Origin of the sequence: Mycolicibacterium komossense (genome assembly GCF_025822605.1) — a bacterium.
Classification (GTDB): Bacteria; Actinomycetota; Actinomycetes; order Mycobacteriales; family Mycobacteriaceae; genus Mycobacterium; species Mycobacterium komossense.
The window spans coordinates 363335-379881 of sequence record NZ_JACKTY010000033.1 but is presented as its reverse complement, the minus strand read 5'-3'; the positions used below and the strand labels follow the sequence as shown (position 1 = coordinate 379881).

The 16547-nt window shown below is 65.9% G+C and carries 18 protein-coding genes; 6 read left to right on the top strand and 12 right to left on the bottom strand.

From position 1 onward, the window contains the following. Positions 1 to 3: 3 nt before the first annotated feature. Genes H7J73_RS22365 through dxr form a run of 4 tightly spaced genes read right to left on the bottom strand, consistent with a single transcriptional unit; the run spans position 4 to position 4494 of the window. Positions 4 to 858, bottom strand: a complete 855-nt coding sequence (locus H7J73_RS22365) for a GNAT family N-acetyltransferase (protein WP_264069862.1) — start codon at positions 856 to 858, stop codon at positions 4 to 6. 52 nt (positions 859 to 910) lie between these two features. Then, the gene (ispG, locus tag H7J73_RS22360) at positions 911 to 2083 is read right to left on the bottom strand and encodes a flavodoxin-dependent (E)-4-hydroxy-3-methylbut-2-enyl-diphosphate synthase (RefSeq protein ID WP_264069861.1); all 1173 of its coding nucleotides are present in this window, start codon (positions 2081 to 2083) and stop codon (positions 911 to 913) included. A 9-nt stretch (positions 2084 to 2092) separates the two neighbouring features. Next, the gene (locus H7J73_RS22355) at positions 2093 to 3322 is read right to left on the bottom strand and encodes a M50 family metallopeptidase (RefSeq protein WP_264069860.1); all 1230 of its coding nucleotides are present in this window, start codon (positions 3320 to 3322) and stop codon (positions 2093 to 2095) included. Then, a complete protein-coding gene (dxr, locus tag H7J73_RS22350; protein ID WP_264069859.1) occupies positions 3319 to 4494 on the bottom strand; it encodes a 1-deoxy-D-xylulose-5-phosphate reductoisomerase in 1176 nt (391 codons plus the stop codon). The genes H7J73_RS22355 and dxr overlap by 4 nt, the downstream gene beginning before the upstream one ends. Before the next feature lie 162 nt (positions 4495 to 4656). On the opposite strand from dxr, the gene H7J73_RS22345 reads away from it, so the two are divergent. Together H7J73_RS22345 and H7J73_RS22340 are read left to right on the top strand one after the other, a co-directional pair. Beyond that, a complete protein-coding gene (locus H7J73_RS22345) occupies positions 4657 to 5325 on the top strand; it encodes a fasciclin domain-containing protein (RefSeq protein ID WP_264069858.1) in 669 nt (222 codons plus the stop codon). Between the two features lie 433 nt (positions 5326 to 5758). Then, positions 5759 to 6373, top strand: a complete 615-nt coding sequence (locus tag H7J73_RS22340) for a fasciclin domain-containing protein (protein WP_435405556.1) — start codon at positions 5759 to 5761, stop codon at positions 6371 to 6373. Positions 6374 to 6460: 87 nt separating this feature from the next. On the opposite strand, the gene H7J73_RS22335 is transcribed toward H7J73_RS22340, so the two are convergent. Further along, entirely contained in the window at positions 6461 to 6811 is a 351-nt protein-coding gene (locus tag H7J73_RS22335) for an SDR family oxidoreductase (protein WP_264069857.1), read from the bottom strand. A 252-nt stretch (positions 6812 to 7063) separates the two neighbouring features. Next, on the bottom strand, positions 7064 to 7297 hold the full coding sequence (locus H7J73_RS22330) for a hypothetical protein (protein ID WP_264069856.1): 234 nt from the start codon (positions 7295 to 7297) through the stop codon (positions 7064 to 7066). Between the two features lies 1 nt (position 7298). Here H7J73_RS22330 and H7J73_RS22325 point away from each other — a divergent pair, with 1 nt between their 5' ends. After that, a complete protein-coding gene (locus H7J73_RS22325; RefSeq protein ID WP_264069855.1) occupies positions 7299 to 8591 on the top strand; it encodes an Ig-like domain-containing protein in 1293 nt (430 codons plus the stop codon). 1 nt (position 8592) lies between these two features. Here H7J73_RS22325 and puuE read toward each other — a convergent pair whose 3' ends face one another. Continuing rightward, complete coding sequence (puuE, locus tag H7J73_RS22320) at positions 8593 to 9516, bottom strand: allantoinase PuuE (RefSeq protein WP_264069854.1); 924 nt, start codon at positions 9514 to 9516, stop codon at positions 8593 to 8595. 46 nt (positions 9517 to 9562) lie between these two features. On the opposite strand from puuE, the gene H7J73_RS22315 reads away from it, so the two are divergent. Both H7J73_RS22315 and H7J73_RS22310 read left to right on the top strand, forming a co-directional pair. Continuing rightward, positions 9563 to 10870 carry a cryptochrome/photolyase family protein gene (locus tag H7J73_RS22315; protein ID WP_264069853.1) on the top strand — a complete coding sequence of 436 codons (1308 nt, stop codon included), beginning with the start codon at positions 9563 to 9565 and terminating at the stop codon, positions 10868 to 10870. A gap of 63 nt (positions 10871 to 10933) precedes the next feature. Next, positions 10934 to 11191: a DUF2631 domain-containing protein gene (locus H7J73_RS22310; protein WP_264069852.1), complete on the top strand. Its 258-nt coding sequence runs from the start codon at positions 10934 to 10936 to the stop codon at positions 11189 to 11191. A gap of 67 nt (positions 11192 to 11258) precedes the next feature. Here the strand turns inward: H7J73_RS22310 and rlmN are convergent, their stop codons facing one another. Further along, the gene (gene rlmN / locus H7J73_RS22305) at positions 11259 to 12359 is read right to left on the bottom strand and encodes a dual-specificity RNA methyltransferase RlmN (protein WP_264069851.1); all 1101 of its coding nucleotides are present in this window, start codon (positions 12357 to 12359) and stop codon (positions 11259 to 11261) included. Next, complete coding sequence (locus tag H7J73_RS22300) at positions 12356 to 13228, bottom strand: LysR family transcriptional regulator (protein WP_264069850.1); 873 nt, start codon at positions 13226 to 13228, stop codon at positions 12356 to 12358. Before H7J73_RS22300 ends, rlmN begins: the two co-directional genes overlap by 4 nt. A gap of 146 nt (positions 13229 to 13374) precedes the next feature. Here H7J73_RS22300 and H7J73_RS22295 point away from each other — a divergent pair, with 146 nt between their 5' ends. Beyond that, on the top strand, positions 13375 to 14322 hold the full coding sequence (locus H7J73_RS22295) for a DMT family transporter (RefSeq protein WP_264069927.1): 948 nt from the start codon (positions 13375 to 13377) through the stop codon (positions 14320 to 14322). Here H7J73_RS22295 and H7J73_RS22290 read toward each other — a convergent pair. From H7J73_RS22290 to pyrH, 3 genes are read right to left on the bottom strand one after another with little or no spacing between them, the layout of a single operon-like run. Then, the gene (locus H7J73_RS22290) at positions 14233 to 15096 is read right to left on the bottom strand and encodes a phosphatidate cytidylyltransferase (protein WP_264069849.1); all 864 of its coding nucleotides are present in this window, start codon (positions 15094 to 15096) and stop codon (positions 14233 to 14235) included. The two genes, H7J73_RS22295 and H7J73_RS22290, sit on opposite strands and share 90 nt — an antisense overlap. A 30-nt stretch (positions 15097 to 15126) precedes the next feature. Next, positions 15127 to 15684: a ribosome recycling factor gene (frr, locus tag H7J73_RS22285; protein WP_264069848.1), complete on the bottom strand. Its 558-nt coding sequence runs from the start codon at positions 15682 to 15684 to the stop codon at positions 15127 to 15129. A gap of 43 nt (positions 15685 to 15727) precedes the next feature. Further along, complete coding sequence (gene pyrH, locus H7J73_RS22280) at positions 15728 to 16471, bottom strand: UMP kinase (protein ID WP_264069847.1); 744 nt, start codon at positions 16469 to 16471, stop codon at positions 15728 to 15730. Positions 16472 to 16547 lie beyond the last annotated feature (76 nt).

The window sequence follows — 16547 nt, the reverse complement described above, 5'->3', positions numbered from 1 at the left end:
GGTTCAGTCGAGCAGGACCGTGGCGAACGTCCCCACCTGTGAAAAGCCCACCGCCGCATAGGCAGCGCGGGCGACGGTGTTGAAACTGTTCACGTACAGGCTGGCGATCCGCCCGCTCGCGACCACCGCGGCGGACAGCGTCGCGGTACCCGCCTCGCCCAGACCGTGGCCGCGGCGCTCGGGATGCACCCAGACGCCCTGGATCTGACCCGCCAACGGCGACTGCGAACCGACCTCGGCCTTGAACACCACTTCGCCGTGTTCGAAACGCGCCCATGCCCGGCCGGCGGCGATCAGACCCGCAACGCGACGCCGATACCCGCGACCGCCGTCCCCGACTCGGGGATCGATCCCGACCTCCCCGATGAACATATCGATCGCGGCTACCAAGTAGGCGTCGAGTTCATCCACTCGGACGCGTCGAACGGCAGGGTCGATCGGACACAGCGGCGCGCTACTCAGGGCCAGCAGCGGTTGGTTCTCGCGGACGTCACGGGCGGGACCCCAACCTGTCTCGAGTCGCTGCCACAGCGGGAGCACCAGATCAGCGCGGCCGACCAGCGACGAACACCGGCGGGCCGAACTCATCGCCTTGTCGGCGAAGGCATGCAGATCCGACGTCGTGCCGCGCAGCGGAATCAGGTTGGCCCCGGCGTAACACAGGGATTCCTCGGCACGCCGGCGCGTCCACAGTTCACCACCGATGGCGTTGGGATCGATCCCGTGATCGGCAACGCGGGCCGCGACCATGCAGGACCCCACCGGGTCAGCAGCGAGCACCCGACCGACCGCGGCGCCGTCACGCACCACAGACACCCGCCGCTCGTCGACAAGACGGAAAAGTGGTGGAGCCGACATGGGGAGATCTTTCTGCGTGCTCTACCAGGAGAGCAGCCGGTGTTACCGCATATCAGCTTACGGTCACGATGGGCGAACCGCTTGCACTTGCTTCCGACACGTCGTCCAGGCCCATCTCGCTGGCGATCTTCATCGCTTCTTCGATCAGCGTCTCGACGATCATGGCCTCGGGGACGGTCTTGATGACCTCGCCCTTGACGAAGATCTGACCCTTGCCGTTACCTGAGGCGACACCGAGATCGGCCTCACGAGCTTCACCGGGACCGTTGACCACACAGCCCATGACAGCCACCCGCAGTGGCACGTCCAGGCCGTCCAGGCCCGCGCTGACCGCATTGGCCAGCGTGTAGACGTCGACCTGCGCCCGGCCGCAGGACGGGCAGGAAACGATCTCCAGACCACGCGGCCGCAGGTTGAGCGATTCCAGGATCTGGGTACCGACCTTGATCTCCTCCGCCGGGGGCGCCGACAGCGACACGCGAATGGTGTCGCCGATGCCCTTGGCCAGCAGCGCGCCGAACGCGACAGCGGATTTGATGGTGCCCTGGAACGCCGGACCGGCCTCGGTCACGCCGAGGTGCAGCGGATAGTCGCACTTCTCGGCGAGCAGTTCGTAGGCGGCCACCATCACCACGGGATCGTTGTGCTTGACGCTGATCTTGATATCGCCGAACCCGTGCTCCTCGAACAGCGAGGCCTCCCACAGCGCCGATTCGACGAGCGCCTCCGGAGTGGCCTTGCCGTACTTCTGCATCATCCGGGCATCAAGGGACCCCGCGTTGACTCCGATGCGGATCGGGATACCCGCGGCACCGGCGGCCTTCGCGACCTCTTTGACCCGGCCGTCGAACTCCTTGATATTGCCCGGGTTCACCCGGACCGCGGCGCAGCCGGCGTCGATGGCCGCGAAGATGTACTTGGGCTGGAAATGGATATCGGCGATGACCGGGATGTTCGCCTTCTTGGCGATGATCGGCAACGCGTCGGCATCCTCCTGCCGGGGGCACGCCACCCGGACGATGTCGCAACCCGACGCCGTCAGCTCCGCGATCTGCTGCAGCGTCGCGTTGATGTCGTGGGTTTTGGTGGTGCACATGGACTGCACCGAGATAGGCGAATCACTGCCTACCCCAACGTCCCCCACCTTGAGCTGGCGCGTCTTGCGCCGAGGGGAAAGCGTGGGTGGCGGCGGTGCCGGCATACCCAGACCGATGGCTGCGCTCATGATGATCTCCTACTGGAAAAGTCTGATGGGGTTGACCAGATCGGCGGTCACCGTCAGCAGCATGTACCCGCCCACGACGATCAGGATCACGTACGTGGCGGGCATCAGCTTCATGTAGTTGACGGGTGCCGCGGCCACTTTGCCGCGGGCCAACCGGAACATGTTGCGGACCTTCTCGAAGAGCGCGATGGCGATGTGGCCGCCGTCGAAGGGCAGCAGCGGCACCAAGTTGATCGCACCGAGCACGAAGTTCAGCTGGGCGAGGAAGAACCAGAACGCCACCCACAAGCCGTGGTCGACGGTGTCGCCGCCGATGATGCTGGCCCCGACGACGCTGATCGGTGTGTTCGGGTCACGCTCGCCGCCGCCGATCGAGTGCAGCAACGCCGGGACCTTCGTCGGGATCGTGGCCAGTGACTTGCCGAGCTGAACGGCGAGATCCCCCGTGAACGCGAAGGTCGCGGGCACCGCGGACAGCGGGTTGTACTGCGTCGGGCCGAAATACGCCGCCGCGACGCCGATGGCGCCGACGTTGCTCGGCTCGGTCTCGTCCTTGCCGGTGAAACGCTGGGTCTGCTCGACGTCCACGATGCTCAGGAACGTGCTGGTCTTGCCGTCCTCGGTGCGCTCCACGACGAACTGGGTGGGGCCCGAGGCCTTGCGGACGGCGGCCACCATCTCTTCGAATGTCGCCACCGAGGTGTCACCGACCTTGGTGACGACATCGCCGGGCTTGAGTCCGGCCAAGGCGGCCGGGCCGGGGCCGGCGCAGTCGCCCATCTTGTCCTTCGCCACTTGTGCTTGCACACAACTGGTTTCGCCGACCATCGCGGTGGTCGGTTGATGCAGGTTGGGCAGCCCCCACAGGATGGCGATGCCGTAGATCAGCACCAGGCCGATGACGAAGTTCATGGCGGGGCCGGCGAACAGCACCGCGACGCGCTTCCACGTCTTCTGCCGGAACATCGCATACGGGCGATCCTCCGGCGCGATTTCGTCCACCGACGTCATCCCGGCGATATCGCAGAACCCGCCGGCCGGGATCGCCTTAAGGCCGTACTCGGTGGAACCAAGCCGGTTGGGGCGACGTGTCGACCACAACGTGGGCCCGAAGCCGACGAAGTACCGGCGCACCTTCATTCCGGTGGCGCGGGCCACCCACATATGGCCGCATTCGTGCAGGGCCACCGATACGAGGATGGCCAGGGCGAACAGCGCAATACCCACTGCGAACATCATCGGGCTGGCAGAACCTCCTGTGAAACGGCAACTCCGGCCCTGTCCCGGGCCCAGCGCTGCGCGTCAAGTACATCGTCCACGGTAGCCGGTTGCGCCGCCCACTGGTCGGCGGCGTGCAGCACGTCGGCGACGGTGCGGACGATTGCGGGAAAAGAGATACGCCCGGCCAGGAAAGCCTCGGCGGCTTCTTCGTTGGCCGCGTTGTAGACGGCGGTCATGCAACCGCCGGTGGATCCCGCATACCTGGCCAAGTCCACCGCAGGGAAGACCGAGTCGTCCAGCGGCTCGAATTCCCAGGTCGAGGCGGTGGTCCAATCGCAGGCTGCGGCGGCACCAGGAACTCGGGCAGGCCAGCCGAGGGCGAGCGCAATCGGCAGTTTCATATCGGGCGGGCTGGCCTGGGCGATGGTCGACCCGTCGGTGAAGGTGACCATCGAGTGAACAATCGACTGCGGGTGGACCACCACGTCGATCCGGTCGTACGGGATGCCGAACAGCAGGTGGGTTTCGATGAGCTCCAGGCCCTTGTTGACCAGCGATGCCGAATTCAGTGTGTTCATCGGCCCCATCGACCAGGTGGGATGGGCACCCGCCTGCTCAGGGGTGACGCTTTCCAGGGCATCGGCGGTCCAGCCGCGGAATGGTCCCCCCGACGCCGTCAGCACCAGCCGGGCCACTTCGTCGGCGCTGCCGCTGCGCAGGCACTGGGCCAGTGCGGAGTGTTCGGAGTCCACCGGGACGATCTGACCCGGTGCCGCCGCCTTGAGCACGAGCGGTCCGCCGGCGATCAGCGACTCCTTGTTGGCCAGGGCCAGGCGCGCGCCGCTGTCCAGCGCCGCCAGCGTGGGTTTCAAGCCCAACGCTCCGACCAGGGCGTTGAGCACGACATCGGCCTCGGTGTCCTGAACGATCCGGGTCGCGGCCTCCGGGCCGCGGTAGCGCACGCGGCCGACCCGATCGGCGCCGGCCGGGTCGGCGACTGCGACGTTGGCGACCCCGGTGTCGGCACACTGCCGGGCCAGCAACTCGGGGTTACCGCCACCAGCGGCCAAGCCGACGACCTCGAACCGGTCAGGGTTGGCCGCGATCACCTCGAGCGCCTGGGTGCCGATCGAACCGGTGCTGCCCAGGATCAGGACCTTCAGTCGCCGGTCGGCGTTCGGTACTGCCACCTGACCATTGTGCCGCGCCCATCGGTGCGCGAATGCCAGCAACGGCAAGTCGGCCGCAAAAATGACGCAAATGTGACGTGAGCCGGCCCCGGCCAGTCCGTATCGGTCCCGAGCGCGAATCCCAGGCGCAATGACCGCGGAAGACAAAGGAGTCACCCCAGCATGAAGCCTCTTCACACCAGAGTCGTGACGGCCGGCTTTGCCACCCTTGCCGTTCTCGGCATGGCCGCCTGCTCGAAAGAGGAAGCCGCCTCCACAGCGTCCTCTGCCACGTCAGCGGTCTCCTCCGCTGTCGAGAGCGCCACCTCGACGACCACCGCTGCCGCTGCCCCCGCGTCGGACCTGATCGGAACGGGATGCGCGGCATACGCCCAGCAGGTGCCGTCCGGACCCGGGTCGGTCGCCGGAATGGCCCAGGATCCGGTGACCGTCGCCGCGTCCAACAATCCGATGCTCAAGACGCTGACCCAGGCGCTGTCCGGTCAGCTCAATCCGAACGTCAACTTGGTTGACACCCTCAACAGCGGGCAGTTCACCGTGTTCGCGCCCACCGACGACGCATTCGCCAAGCTCGACCCCGCCACCGTGGAGAAGCTCAAGACGGACGCGCCGCTGTTGAAGAGCATCTTGACCTACCACGTGGTGCCCGGCCAGGCCAGCCCTGCTCAGGTGGTCGGCGAGCACAAGACCGTCCAGGGCGGCACCGTCTCGGTGACCGGCGCAGGCAATGACCTCAAGATCAACGATGCCGGGCTGGTCTGCGGCGGGGTGCACACGGCCAACGCCACCGTGTACATGATCGACACCGTGTTGATGCCGCCAGCCGCCTGACAACCGGCCACCAAGACCGACAGGGCAGCCCGGATCCCCCGACTCCGGGCTGCCCTGTCTTTTCCTCACCAGCGCTGTGGGACAACATATTTCGCGGCCCGTAGCAGCCAATCTCAGCAACAGCACTGCCACATCGCCGATTTGCCGATCTACACCGCAGAATTCGTTTTCCGACAACGGAAATCGGCACCGGAGTTGAATTACCGCGCCAAGAGTGTTTACCTGGAGACCGGTGGCACCGCCCATGAGCGCCGTGACCTGCAGCCAATCAAGGACTGCAAGCCTTTTCATTCACCTACGGCCGACGGTATTTCGCGGCTTCGCGAGCTCTCGGAATAACTGCCAATCCGAAACTCAATCAGCACCGAATAGTTATCTGAACGACCGGGACTACCACCGCGTCCCGTCCGCACAACGAAAGTCGATAATTCCCATGAAAACTCACACCCTTTCCAGAACCTTCACCGTCACCGGCCTCACCGGACTCGCCGCAGGAGCACTGCTGGCGGGCTCGATGACCGTCGCCAATGCCGCTCCCCCGGTCGCCGCGGAAAGCCTTGTCGGTCCGGCGTGTGCAAGCTACGCCGCCCAGGTACCGACCGGACCCGGCTCCGTCGCCGGCATGGCCATGGATCCGGTCGCGGTTGCCGCGTCGAACAATCCGATGCTGACCACGCTGACCTCCGCGATCTCCGGCAAGCTGAACCCCGACGTCAATCTCGTGGACACCCTGAACAGCGGTGACTACACCGTGTTCGCCCCGACCGACGCGGCATTCGCGAAGCTCGATCCCGCCACCGTCGACAAGCTCAAGACCGACGCGCCGCTGCTGACCAGCATCTTGACCTACCACGTGGTGCCCGGTCAGTTGAGCCCGTCGCAGGTCGTCGGCACACACAAGACCGTCGAGGGCCAGGACGTGACCGTCACCGGGATGGCCAACGACCTCAAGGTCGATAACTCCTCGGTGTCCTGCGGGGGCGTTCAGACCGCCAACGCGACCGTGTACATGGTCGACACCGTCCTGATGCCGCCGGCCGGTATGTGATCTCACGTCGACGGCGGGGCGGTTCCCACACCGTGGGGACCGCCCCGCCATCCGCTACCAGGTCCGCCCCCACCACCGACGCCCCCATCAGACACCAAAAAGGCGACCACATCGGCGATTTCGTGGGGCAGAGCCGGACGCCCGAGCGGGAGGCGACCCAGCGCTGCCATCACACCCTGCAACGCAGCCGGCCGTTCGATACCACCCCGATTCAGCGATCCGGTCGATCAGCCGTTCGACTGCCGAGGTCTGGATGAACCCGGGTGACCCGGTACTGACCCGGATTCCCTTGGGCACCAGTTCATTTGCCAAGCCCTTGCGGTAGGCGCGCAGTGCGGCCTTGGCCGCTGGATAGCCCGGCGTGCGTTCGGCGCCCAGTTTCGTTCTGCTCCAGGTGGATGTCGCCCTAACGCCGAGCTCAGGCAGAAATTGGCGCACGCTGCGACAATCCGCCGCGTGCGCGCAAGCCGTCAGATACCGTGTCGACCGGACAATCCAGGCACAATCGGGGGTAACGGTGGCGGCGAAGACGAATCGATCGGGCACACGAAGCGGGTCGTCGCGGGCGGAGCGCTTCGCCGTCCGGCGCTGGCTGCAGGTAGGCGCAGCCTCTGCCGGTATGGGTGCGGCGTTGGTGGGCTGGTCACTGATCGGACCCCAGACCGGGATAGCTGCCGCGGACAGTACCGGTCAATCGTCAACATCGGCGGGTCCGGCAACCCACAGCAGCCACGCCGGCCGCTCCGGCGCTGCATCACCGAAGAGTATCCAAAAGACGGCAGCCCCGGCTACCGCCCGACCCGCCTCGACCCTCCGCAGCCGCGCCGCCATAACTGAAACACCCACGGCAACAGCGACTCTCATCCGCACCAGGACATCGTCGGGGGCCAGCTCCGGTTCGACCGCGGCGTCCGGCAGAACCACTGTGTCATCGACAACTCCCACAGTCGACCCCGACGTCAGACGTCAAGCCGTCGCCAAGGAGATCGCCGACTTCATGTCGGCTGCGCAGACCACCATCGCCGGGCTACCCGTGGACAACGGAGTCAAGGAGTTCCTGAACAGCGGACTGGTGCTGGTCCGCAACACCTTCCTCAACCAAGCCCCCACCGTCAAGCCCGTGCAGGTGACCGGAAAGATCAGCGGCCTGATCGTCGGCACCATCGGGGCCGTCGACCCCGACGGTGACAGGATCGTCTACACGCTAACCAAAGCCCCCAAAACCGGTACCGTGCAGCTCAATCCGGACGGCACCTACACCTATACGCCCGGCGCAGGCTTCACCGGCGTCGACACCTTCACCGTCTCCGCCGCCGACCCCGGACTGCACATCAACGTCCTCGACCTCTTCCGCGCCCCGAGCACCGCGGCCACCTCCGTCATCAACCAGGGCGCCATCACATTCGACTTCCGGTACGGCGACGGCTCGGAATACTGGACCCCGGAGCGCCGGCAAGCGCTCAAAGATGCGGCCAACGATCTGGTGCAGTACTTCACCGTCACCACGCCGGTCACACTCAGCTACAACATCATCGGGTTGTACGGCACCGGCTTTGCCTCGGGCGGTAGTCCGACCATCAGTTCGGCAGCCGGCTTCTACCCCACGGTAGTGCAGAACAAACTGCTCACCGGTGTCGATTCCAACGGGGCGGCAGTAGACGGCACGATCGACGTCAACTGGGCCGAGGATTGGGCGATCGGAAACACCGTGGGTGAAGATCAGTACGACTTCACCTCGACGATGATGCACGAGATCTTGCATACCTTCGGCTTCGAAACCCTGATGGATCCACCCCCGGCGGACCAAGGCGACAACTGGCCACTGTTCGCTAAACTCATCGTGACTGCCGACGGTACAAAGGTTTTCAACACCAACGGCAGCTGGAATCCCAAGTACAACTCCCTTCTGACCGGGGGCGTCGGCAGCCTGTTCTTCGGCGGGGCCAACGCAACCGCCGCCTACGGCAAGCCGGTGCCGCTGTACACACCCAAGGTCTGGTCTGGAGGTAGCTCGGTCACCCACTTGGACGACGACACGTTCACCGGCGATCAGCAGAAGCTGATGAATGCCAATACAGGTACGGGTCCGGGTGTCCGGACGCTGAGCCCGATCGAGATCGGCATCCTCACCGACCTGGGCTACACAGTGGCCGCGCCGCAGTCGCTGGCACCGGCCGCAGTCCCGCCGTCCGTCACCGCAAGCCTGATCGCCGCCTGAGCTACCGCGGCGGAAAGTGCTCCACCCAGTGTCGGGCGATGTCGACTCGACGGGTGATCCACACCTTGTCGTGTGACTGCACGTGGTCCAGGAAGCGTTCCAGGGCGGCGACGCGGGCGGGGCGCCCGACCAGTCGGCAGTGCAGACCGACGGACAGCATCTTCGGCGCGCCCGCGGCGCCCTCGGCGTAGAGGACGTCGAATGCATCCCGCAGGTAGGTGAAAAACTCTGCCCCGCTGGGAAATCCGCTGGCCGACACGTACTTCATATCGTTGGTGTCCAGCGTGTAAGGCACCACCAAGTGGTCACGGCCGCCGACAACAGTCCAGTACGGCAGGTCGTCTGCGTAGGAGTCCGAGTCGTACAGGAAGCCGCCATGCTCCACCACCAGGGCGCGGGTGTGTGGTGAATCGCGGCCGGTGTACCAGCCCAACGGCGCCGACCCGGTCAATTGGGTCAGCATCTGCACCGCCTCGGCCATGTGCTCGCGTTCGATCTGCTCGTCGACCAGCTGGTAGCTCCACCAGCGCAACCCATGGCAGGCGATCTCGTCGCCGCGTTCGAGGAATGCGTGGACGGCCTCGGGGTTGCGGGCCAGCGCCAGCGCCACCCCGAAGATGGTCAGCGGCAGTTCGCGGCGGTCGAAGACCCGCAGTACCCGCCACAGCCCGGCTCGCGAACCGTACTCGTAGAGCGATTCCATACTCAGGTGACGGTTCGGATATGGCTGCGCACCAACGATTTCCGAGAGGAAGGTCTCCGAGGCCGGATCGCCGTGCAGGACGTTGTTCTCACCACCCTCTTCGTAGTTCAGGACGAATTGCACGGCGACGTTGGCTCCCCCGGGCCAGTTCGGATGCGGCGGGTTGGGCCCGTAGCCGATCATGTCCCGCGGGTAATCCCCTGCTGTGTGGCCGAGCGTCATGGCAGGCATTGTTTCAGTCGGCGCGGAACAGGGCAGCATGGAAGCCATGACTACGGTGCTGTGGTTTCGCCGCGATCTGCGTACTGCAGACCTCCCCGCCCTGATCGACGCTGCTTCGGCTGACGGCGAGGTGCTCGGCTGTTACGTGCTCGACCCACGGTTGAAAGCCTCCTCGGGGCCGCGACGGCTGCAGTTCCTCTACGACTCGCTGCGCGAACTACGCGACGCTCTCGACGGCAGACTGCTGGTCAGCCAAGGCAGGCCGGAGACCCGGATCCCGGCGATGGCGCGGGCCATCGAGGCCACGGCCGTGCACATCTCGGCCGATTTCTCCCCGTTCGGCCGCCGCCGCGACGAGGCGGTACGAGCGGCGTTGGGCGACATCCCGCTCAATGCCACGGGCTCGGCCTACTTGGTGTCCCCTGGCCGGCTGACCAAGGACGACGGCACCCCTTACAAAGTCTTCACCCCGTACTTCCGCCGCTGGCGCGATCACGGCTGGCGCTCACCCGCGAAATCGGGGCCGGCATCGGCACGATGGATCGACCCCGCCGACGCCGCGTCGGCAGGCGCGGGCAAGAACTGGGACATCCCCGACCCCGGCACCGAACTGAGCCTGCGCGCCGGCGAGGCGGCGGCACGGCAGCGCTGGTCGGACTACGTCGACGCCGACCTGGCCGGCTACGCCGACGACCGCGACCGACCCGACCTGGACACCACTAGTCGGATGTCGGCCTACCTGCATTTCGGCAACATCCACCCGCGCACGATGGCGACCGCCCTCACCGGCGGCGACGGCCCGCAGGCGTATCTGCGCGAGCTCGCGTTCCGCGATTTCTACGCCACCGTGCTCGCCGAATGGCCCCGTAGCGCGTGGCAGAACTGGAATGACAGCTTCGACGCCATCCGGGTCGACGACGACAATGACGCCCTACAGCGGTTCGACCTGTGGAAGGCGGGTAAGACCGGTTACCCCATCGTCGACGCGGGGATGCGCCAGTTGAGCGAGACCGGTTTCATGCACAACCGGGTCCGGATGATCACCGCCTCATTCCTGGTCAAGGATCTGCACCTGCCGTGGCAGTGGGGCGCGCGGTGGTTTCTGGAGCAGCTTGTCGACGGCGATATGGCCAGCAACCAGCACGGCTGGCAGTGGGCCGCGGGCTGCGGCACCGACGCCGCCCCGTACTTCCGGGTGTTCAATCCCGACACGCAGGCCAAGAAGTTCGACCCGGACGGCGACTATGTCCGGCGCTGGGTCACCGACCTCGGCACTCCCGAATACCCGGACCCGGTCGTCGATCACCGCAGCGAACGCGAAGAGGCGTTGCGGCGCTACGGCGAGATCGGCTGAGAGCCGTATGTCAGAATTGGCGTGCATTACCCGCAGATTTCAGTCCTACCGTGAGGAGTCGCCGTGGTCAGCACCGAGGTGGAGCGCTACGACGGCGTCGACCCCGCCGACGTCCCGTCGGCCAAGTGGGGCTGGAGCAAGATCAACTACCGCACCTGGCATATCACCGGGTTCTTCGGCATCGTCTTCCTGCTCTGCATGCTCCGCGGTAACCACGTCGGGCACGTCGAGGACGTTTTCCTGATCGTGTTCGCCATCCTGGCCGCCATCGTGCTGATCCGGGACATGTGGGGCCGCAAGCGCGGCTGGATCAGGCAGTAACCGAACCCGCTAGCCTTTCTCGGCAGCCAGCTGTCCGCACGCGGCGGCCAAATCGCGTGCACTCCAGCTACCTGCCTCCTTCGTCGGCAGCCAGCTGTCCGCACGCGGCGGCGATCTCCCGCCCGCGCGTATCCCGCACCGTGCACGACACACCCTTGGCCTTGACGCGCCGGACGAATTCCCGCTCCACGGGTTTGGGACTGGCGTCCCACTCGCTGCCCGGTGTCGGGTTCAGCGGGATCAGGTTGACGTGCACAAGGGCTCCGAACGCGCCATGGAGTTTCTTGCCCAGCAGGTCCGCCCGCCACGGCTGGTCGTTGACGTCGCGGATAAGGGCGTACTCCACGGACACCCGCCGACCGGTGGTGTCGGCGTAATACCTGGCGGCGTCGAGAACTTCGGCGATATCCCATCGGTTGTTGACCGGGACCAGGGTGTTACGCAGCTCGTCGTCGGGGGCGTGCAGCGACAGTGCCAACGTGACACCGAGTCGCTCGTCGGCCAGCTTGCGGATCGCCGGGGCCAGTCCGACCGTGGACACAGTCACCGATCGCGCCGAGATGCCGAAACCGTGCGGCGGCGGTTCGATGATCCGCCGGACTGCGGCCAGCACCCGGTTGTAGTTGGCCAGCGGTTCGCCCATGCCCATGAACACCACGTTCGACAGCCGGTCATCGAAATCGTCGCGCAGTGCCGCCGCCGTGGTGCGTACCTGTTCGACGATCTCGGCCGTCGACAGATTGCGGGTCAGCCCGCCCTGGCCGGTCGCACAGAACGGGCAGGCCATACCGCAGCCGGCCTGCGACGAGACGCAGACGGTGTTGCGCTGTGGGTAGCGCATCATCACCGATTCGAACGTCGTGCCGTCCATCGCACGCCACAATGTCTTTCGCGTCTCCCCCGCATCACACTGGATCTGATGGGCGACTGTGAGCAAAGGCGGGAACAGCGCGGCGGCGACCTGCTCACGCACCGCAGCGGGCAGATCGGTCATCAGGGCCGGGTCGGCGATCAGCCGACCGTAGTACTGGTTGGCCAGCTGTTTGGCACGGAACGCCGGCAACCCCAGCTCGATGACCGCGGCGGACCGGGCCACCTCGTCGAGGTCGGCGAGGTGCCGCGGCGGCAGGCCCCGTTTCGGGGCTTCGAAAACCAGCTCTTGTTTCATGCGGACACCTTTTCGGCCGACGTTTCGGCGTTGAGCACTTCGCGGACGGCAGCGTCGACGGTGGCCAGCACCTGATCGTCCACCCCGCTGCGACCGCGGACGAAAACCGACGCCCGGTTGGCGGCGGGTAGGCCTTCGGCCAGACATAACCCATCCGGTAGCCGCCCGATCATCGGCAGCAACGCAACACCGAGACCGGAACGCACGGCTGAGATCAGACCCGACAGATCCGAGCACTCGGTGACGATCCGGTAGTCCGTCCCGAGTTTGTCCAGCGCCGCGAATGTCGGCTCACGCAGAGTGCACGGCTCGGAGTAGATCACCACGGGCAGCGGCTCAGCTGCCGACAACGCCAACCCGCGCGATGAAATCCATTTCAGCGCAACCATTCCCGAAGCATGGGAGCGATCCCAGCCGGATCCGTCGATCATCACCGCCAGGTCGATGGCGCCGTGCTCGATGGCACCGGCCAGCGCGACATTTCGGTCGAGGCGGAACCTGATCCGCCACTCGGGCAACCGCTGGCCCAACGCATCGGTCAAGCCGGGCAGCATCACGTCGGCACCGTGCTCGGTGGCACCGACCAGCAGCATTTTCTCCTCGGCAGCCCCGAGATCGGCCAGCGCGCCGTCATGGACGGCCAGGATCTTCCTGGCGTGTACCACCACTCGGTGGCCGAGTTCGGTGAACACCATGCCGCGACCGGAGCGCTCGACGATCGGCGCGCCCACCACCGCCTCGATGCGTCGCACATGTTGACTGACAGCCGACTGGGTCAGATGCAGAACCGCGGCAGCACGGTGAAATCCACCACAGTCCGCGACCGCGACCACACTGCGCAGCGGGGAGATGTCCAGCACCTGACTCACGGCGCCAACATACTCTGATCAGCAGATGGGATCAATTTCCATGCTCATCGGGCCGCGGTGCGTGCCGATCGATCGTCTTTCGTGATCAATCGATCCGACGGTTAATCGTTGGACAGCACCAGCGCACGGACGTGAGCATGGACGTCATGCAGCTGACCCGGATGCCCCTGCGGACCGCCTCGGCAGTGACGTTCTTCTATGCGCTGGGCTATCCGATCGGCAATCTCGCGGTCGGTGCCATGACGCCGATGGCCGTCCTGGTGTTCCGTTTCTCGTTGGCGGGCTTGCTGCTCGGCGCCTGGGCCGCCATCAGTCGGGTGCCATGGCCCCGCGGTCGCAAGCTCGCGCATGTGGCCGTCACCGGGCTGCTGATGCAAGCTGTCCAGTTCTGCTGCCTGTACTTGGCCGTCCAGCGCGGGGCGCCCGCGGTGCTGTGCGCCGTCGTCATCGCGATGAATCCGGTCGCTACCGCCGTACTGGGCGCACTGTTTCTGCGAGAGCGGCTGGGGCCAGCCCGAATTCTCGCGCTGGGACTCGGCGTCGCTGCGGTGCTCGCGGCCTGCGCGAGCCGGCTGGTTCACGAACACGGCGTCGACCCGGTGTTCGTGCTGCTGCTCGTCGCGCTGCTCGGGCTCGCCGCCGGCGGGGTGTATCAGCAGCGCTTCTGCGCCGACGTCGACTTCCGGGCGTCGGTCGCGGTGCAGAACACCGTGGCGCTCATCCCCGCGGCCGTGCTCGCCACCCTCACGCCGTTCGCGATCCACGATCACCTCAAGGCCGGGCTGGCGGTGGCCGCCGTGGTGCTGCTCAACGCCGGTGTCGGGGTGTCGCTCTACGTGCGCGCCATCAACCGACACGGCGCGGCCGCTGTTGCGATGTTGTTCTGTCTGATCCCCGCCGTCGCGGGAGTGCTGTCCTGGCTGATGTTGGGTGAACATCCCGATATCGGCATCGGGGTCGGTCTGGTGCTGGGAGCGTTCGCCTGCTGGCTGAACGCGCGAGCCTCACGCCAGAAGCGTCAGGACGATCCAGGTCGCGACGGCCGAGGGCAGAACCGAGTCGAGACGGTCCATGATCCCGCCGTGGCCGGGTAGCAGCGTGCCCATGTCCTTGATCCCGAGATCGCGCTTGACCTGAGATTCGATCAGGTCGCCCAGCGTGCCGGTAACGACCAGCATCAGGCCCAGTGGAACCCCGACCCACGGTGGCTTGTCCAGCAGGAACGTCACCGCCAGCACAGCTGCAGTGGTGCCGGCGATCAACGACCCGGCAAACCCTTCCCAGGACTTCTTCGGGCTGATCGCCGGGACCATCGGGTGCTTGCCGAACAACACTCCGGCCGCATAGCCGCCGATATCGGAGAACACCACACCCAACATCAGGCACAGCACCCGCCAGCCGCCGTCGGTGGGATAGACCAGCAGCACCCCGAATGCGCCGAACAGTGGGATCCAGGCCGCCAGGAAGACCGTCGTCGACACATCGCGCAGATAGTTCACCGGCGCGTCTTTGAGACCACCGGACAGCAGCCGCCAGATCATGCAGACGACGACGGTTCCCCCGAACCCGCCCAGGGCGCCGGCTGTACCGAACGGCCAGGTCAGCCAGATCATCGCCTGCCCGCCCACCAGCAATGGCACGACCGGAATCGCGAAACCTGCGGTGCGTAGCCGGCGTACCACCTCGTGGGTGGCCACGGCGATCGCCAGTGCGACGACTGGGATCCACAGATGGGGCGCGAAGACCAGGATGGCGATCACGCCGAAGCCGAGGAATGCGCCGACCGCAATGGCCGCGGGCAGGTTACGGCCTGCGCGCGACGCCTTCTTCTCGGTGTCGGCCACGGGGGTGGGTCGCTTGATGGTCACGGAGGGCGATGGGTGGATTCGCCTTCTTCCTCAGACCTCGAGCAACTCGCCTTCCTTGTGTTTGACCAATTCATCGATCTGCGTCACGTACTGCGAGGTGGTCTTGTCGAGGTCTTTCTCCGCCCGGCCGACCTCGTCCTCGCCTGCTTCGCCGTCCTTCTTGATCCGGGACAGCTCTTCCATCGCCTTGCGACGGATGTTGCGGACCGTGATCTTGGCGTCCTCGCCCTTTCCCCTGGCTTGTTTGGCCAGTTCGCGGCGGCGCTCCTCGGTCAGCTGCGGAATGGAGATCCGGATGATGTTGCCGTCGTTGGACGGGTTGACCCCGAGGTCGGAGTTACGGATGGCGTTCTCGATGGGGCCGAGCTGAGACTGCTCGTAGGGCTTGATGACCACCATGCGCGCCTCGGGGACGTTGATGCTCGACAGCTGCGTGATCGGAGTCGCAGAGCCGTAGTAGTCGATGACGATGCGGGAGAACATGCCCGGGTTCGCCCTACCGGTGCGGATGGACGACAAATCGTCACGTGCCACCGACACGGCCTTTTCCATCTTCTCTTCGGCTTCGAAGAGAGCCTCGTCGATCACGGTGTTCTTCTCCCGTCGCTCTTTACTCGCTCTGACACCCCCGTCAGGTGGTGACCAGTGTTCCGATCTTCTCACCTGCGACGGCCCGCGCGATATTCCCGTCGGTCAACAGGTTGAACACCAGGATCGGCATGCCGTTGTCCATACACAAACTGAAGGCAGTCGCATCGGCGACCCGCAGCCCCCGTTCGAGGACCTCGCGGTGAGTGATCGCGGTGAGCAACTCGGCATCGGGATTGGTCTTCGGGTCGTCGGTGAACACCCCGTCGACAGCCTTGGCCATCAACACCACCTCGGCGCCGATCTCCAGCGCCCGCTGCGCGGCGGTGGTGTCGGTCGAGAAGTACGGCAGGCCCATGCCTGCCCCGAAGATCACCACGCGCCCCTTCTCCAGGTGCCGCCGGGCGCGCAGCGGGATGTACGGCTCGGCTACCTGACCCATGGTGATGGCGGTCTGCACCCGGGTCTGGATGCCCTCTTTCTCCAGAAAGTCTTGCAGCGCAAGACTGTTCATCACGGTGCCGAGCATGCCCATGTAATCCGAGCGGGTGCGTTCCATCCCGCGTTGCTGCAACTGGGCGCCGCGGAAGAAGTTACCCCCGCCGATCACCACGGCGATCTGCGCGCCACCACGCACCACCTCGGCGATTTGGCGGGCCACCAAGGCCACCACGTCCGGATCGAGGCCGACCTGCCCTCCCCCGAACATCTCACCCCCGAGTTTCAGTAATACCCGGGTGTACCCCGGCAAACTCGTCGCGGTCCGGATGCTGGTCGGCTCCGCCATCAGACTCCTCAGACTCCTCGATCACCAGGACGGCCGCTCTCATCCTGCCTCATGACCGACCTCGGGGCGAAAACGG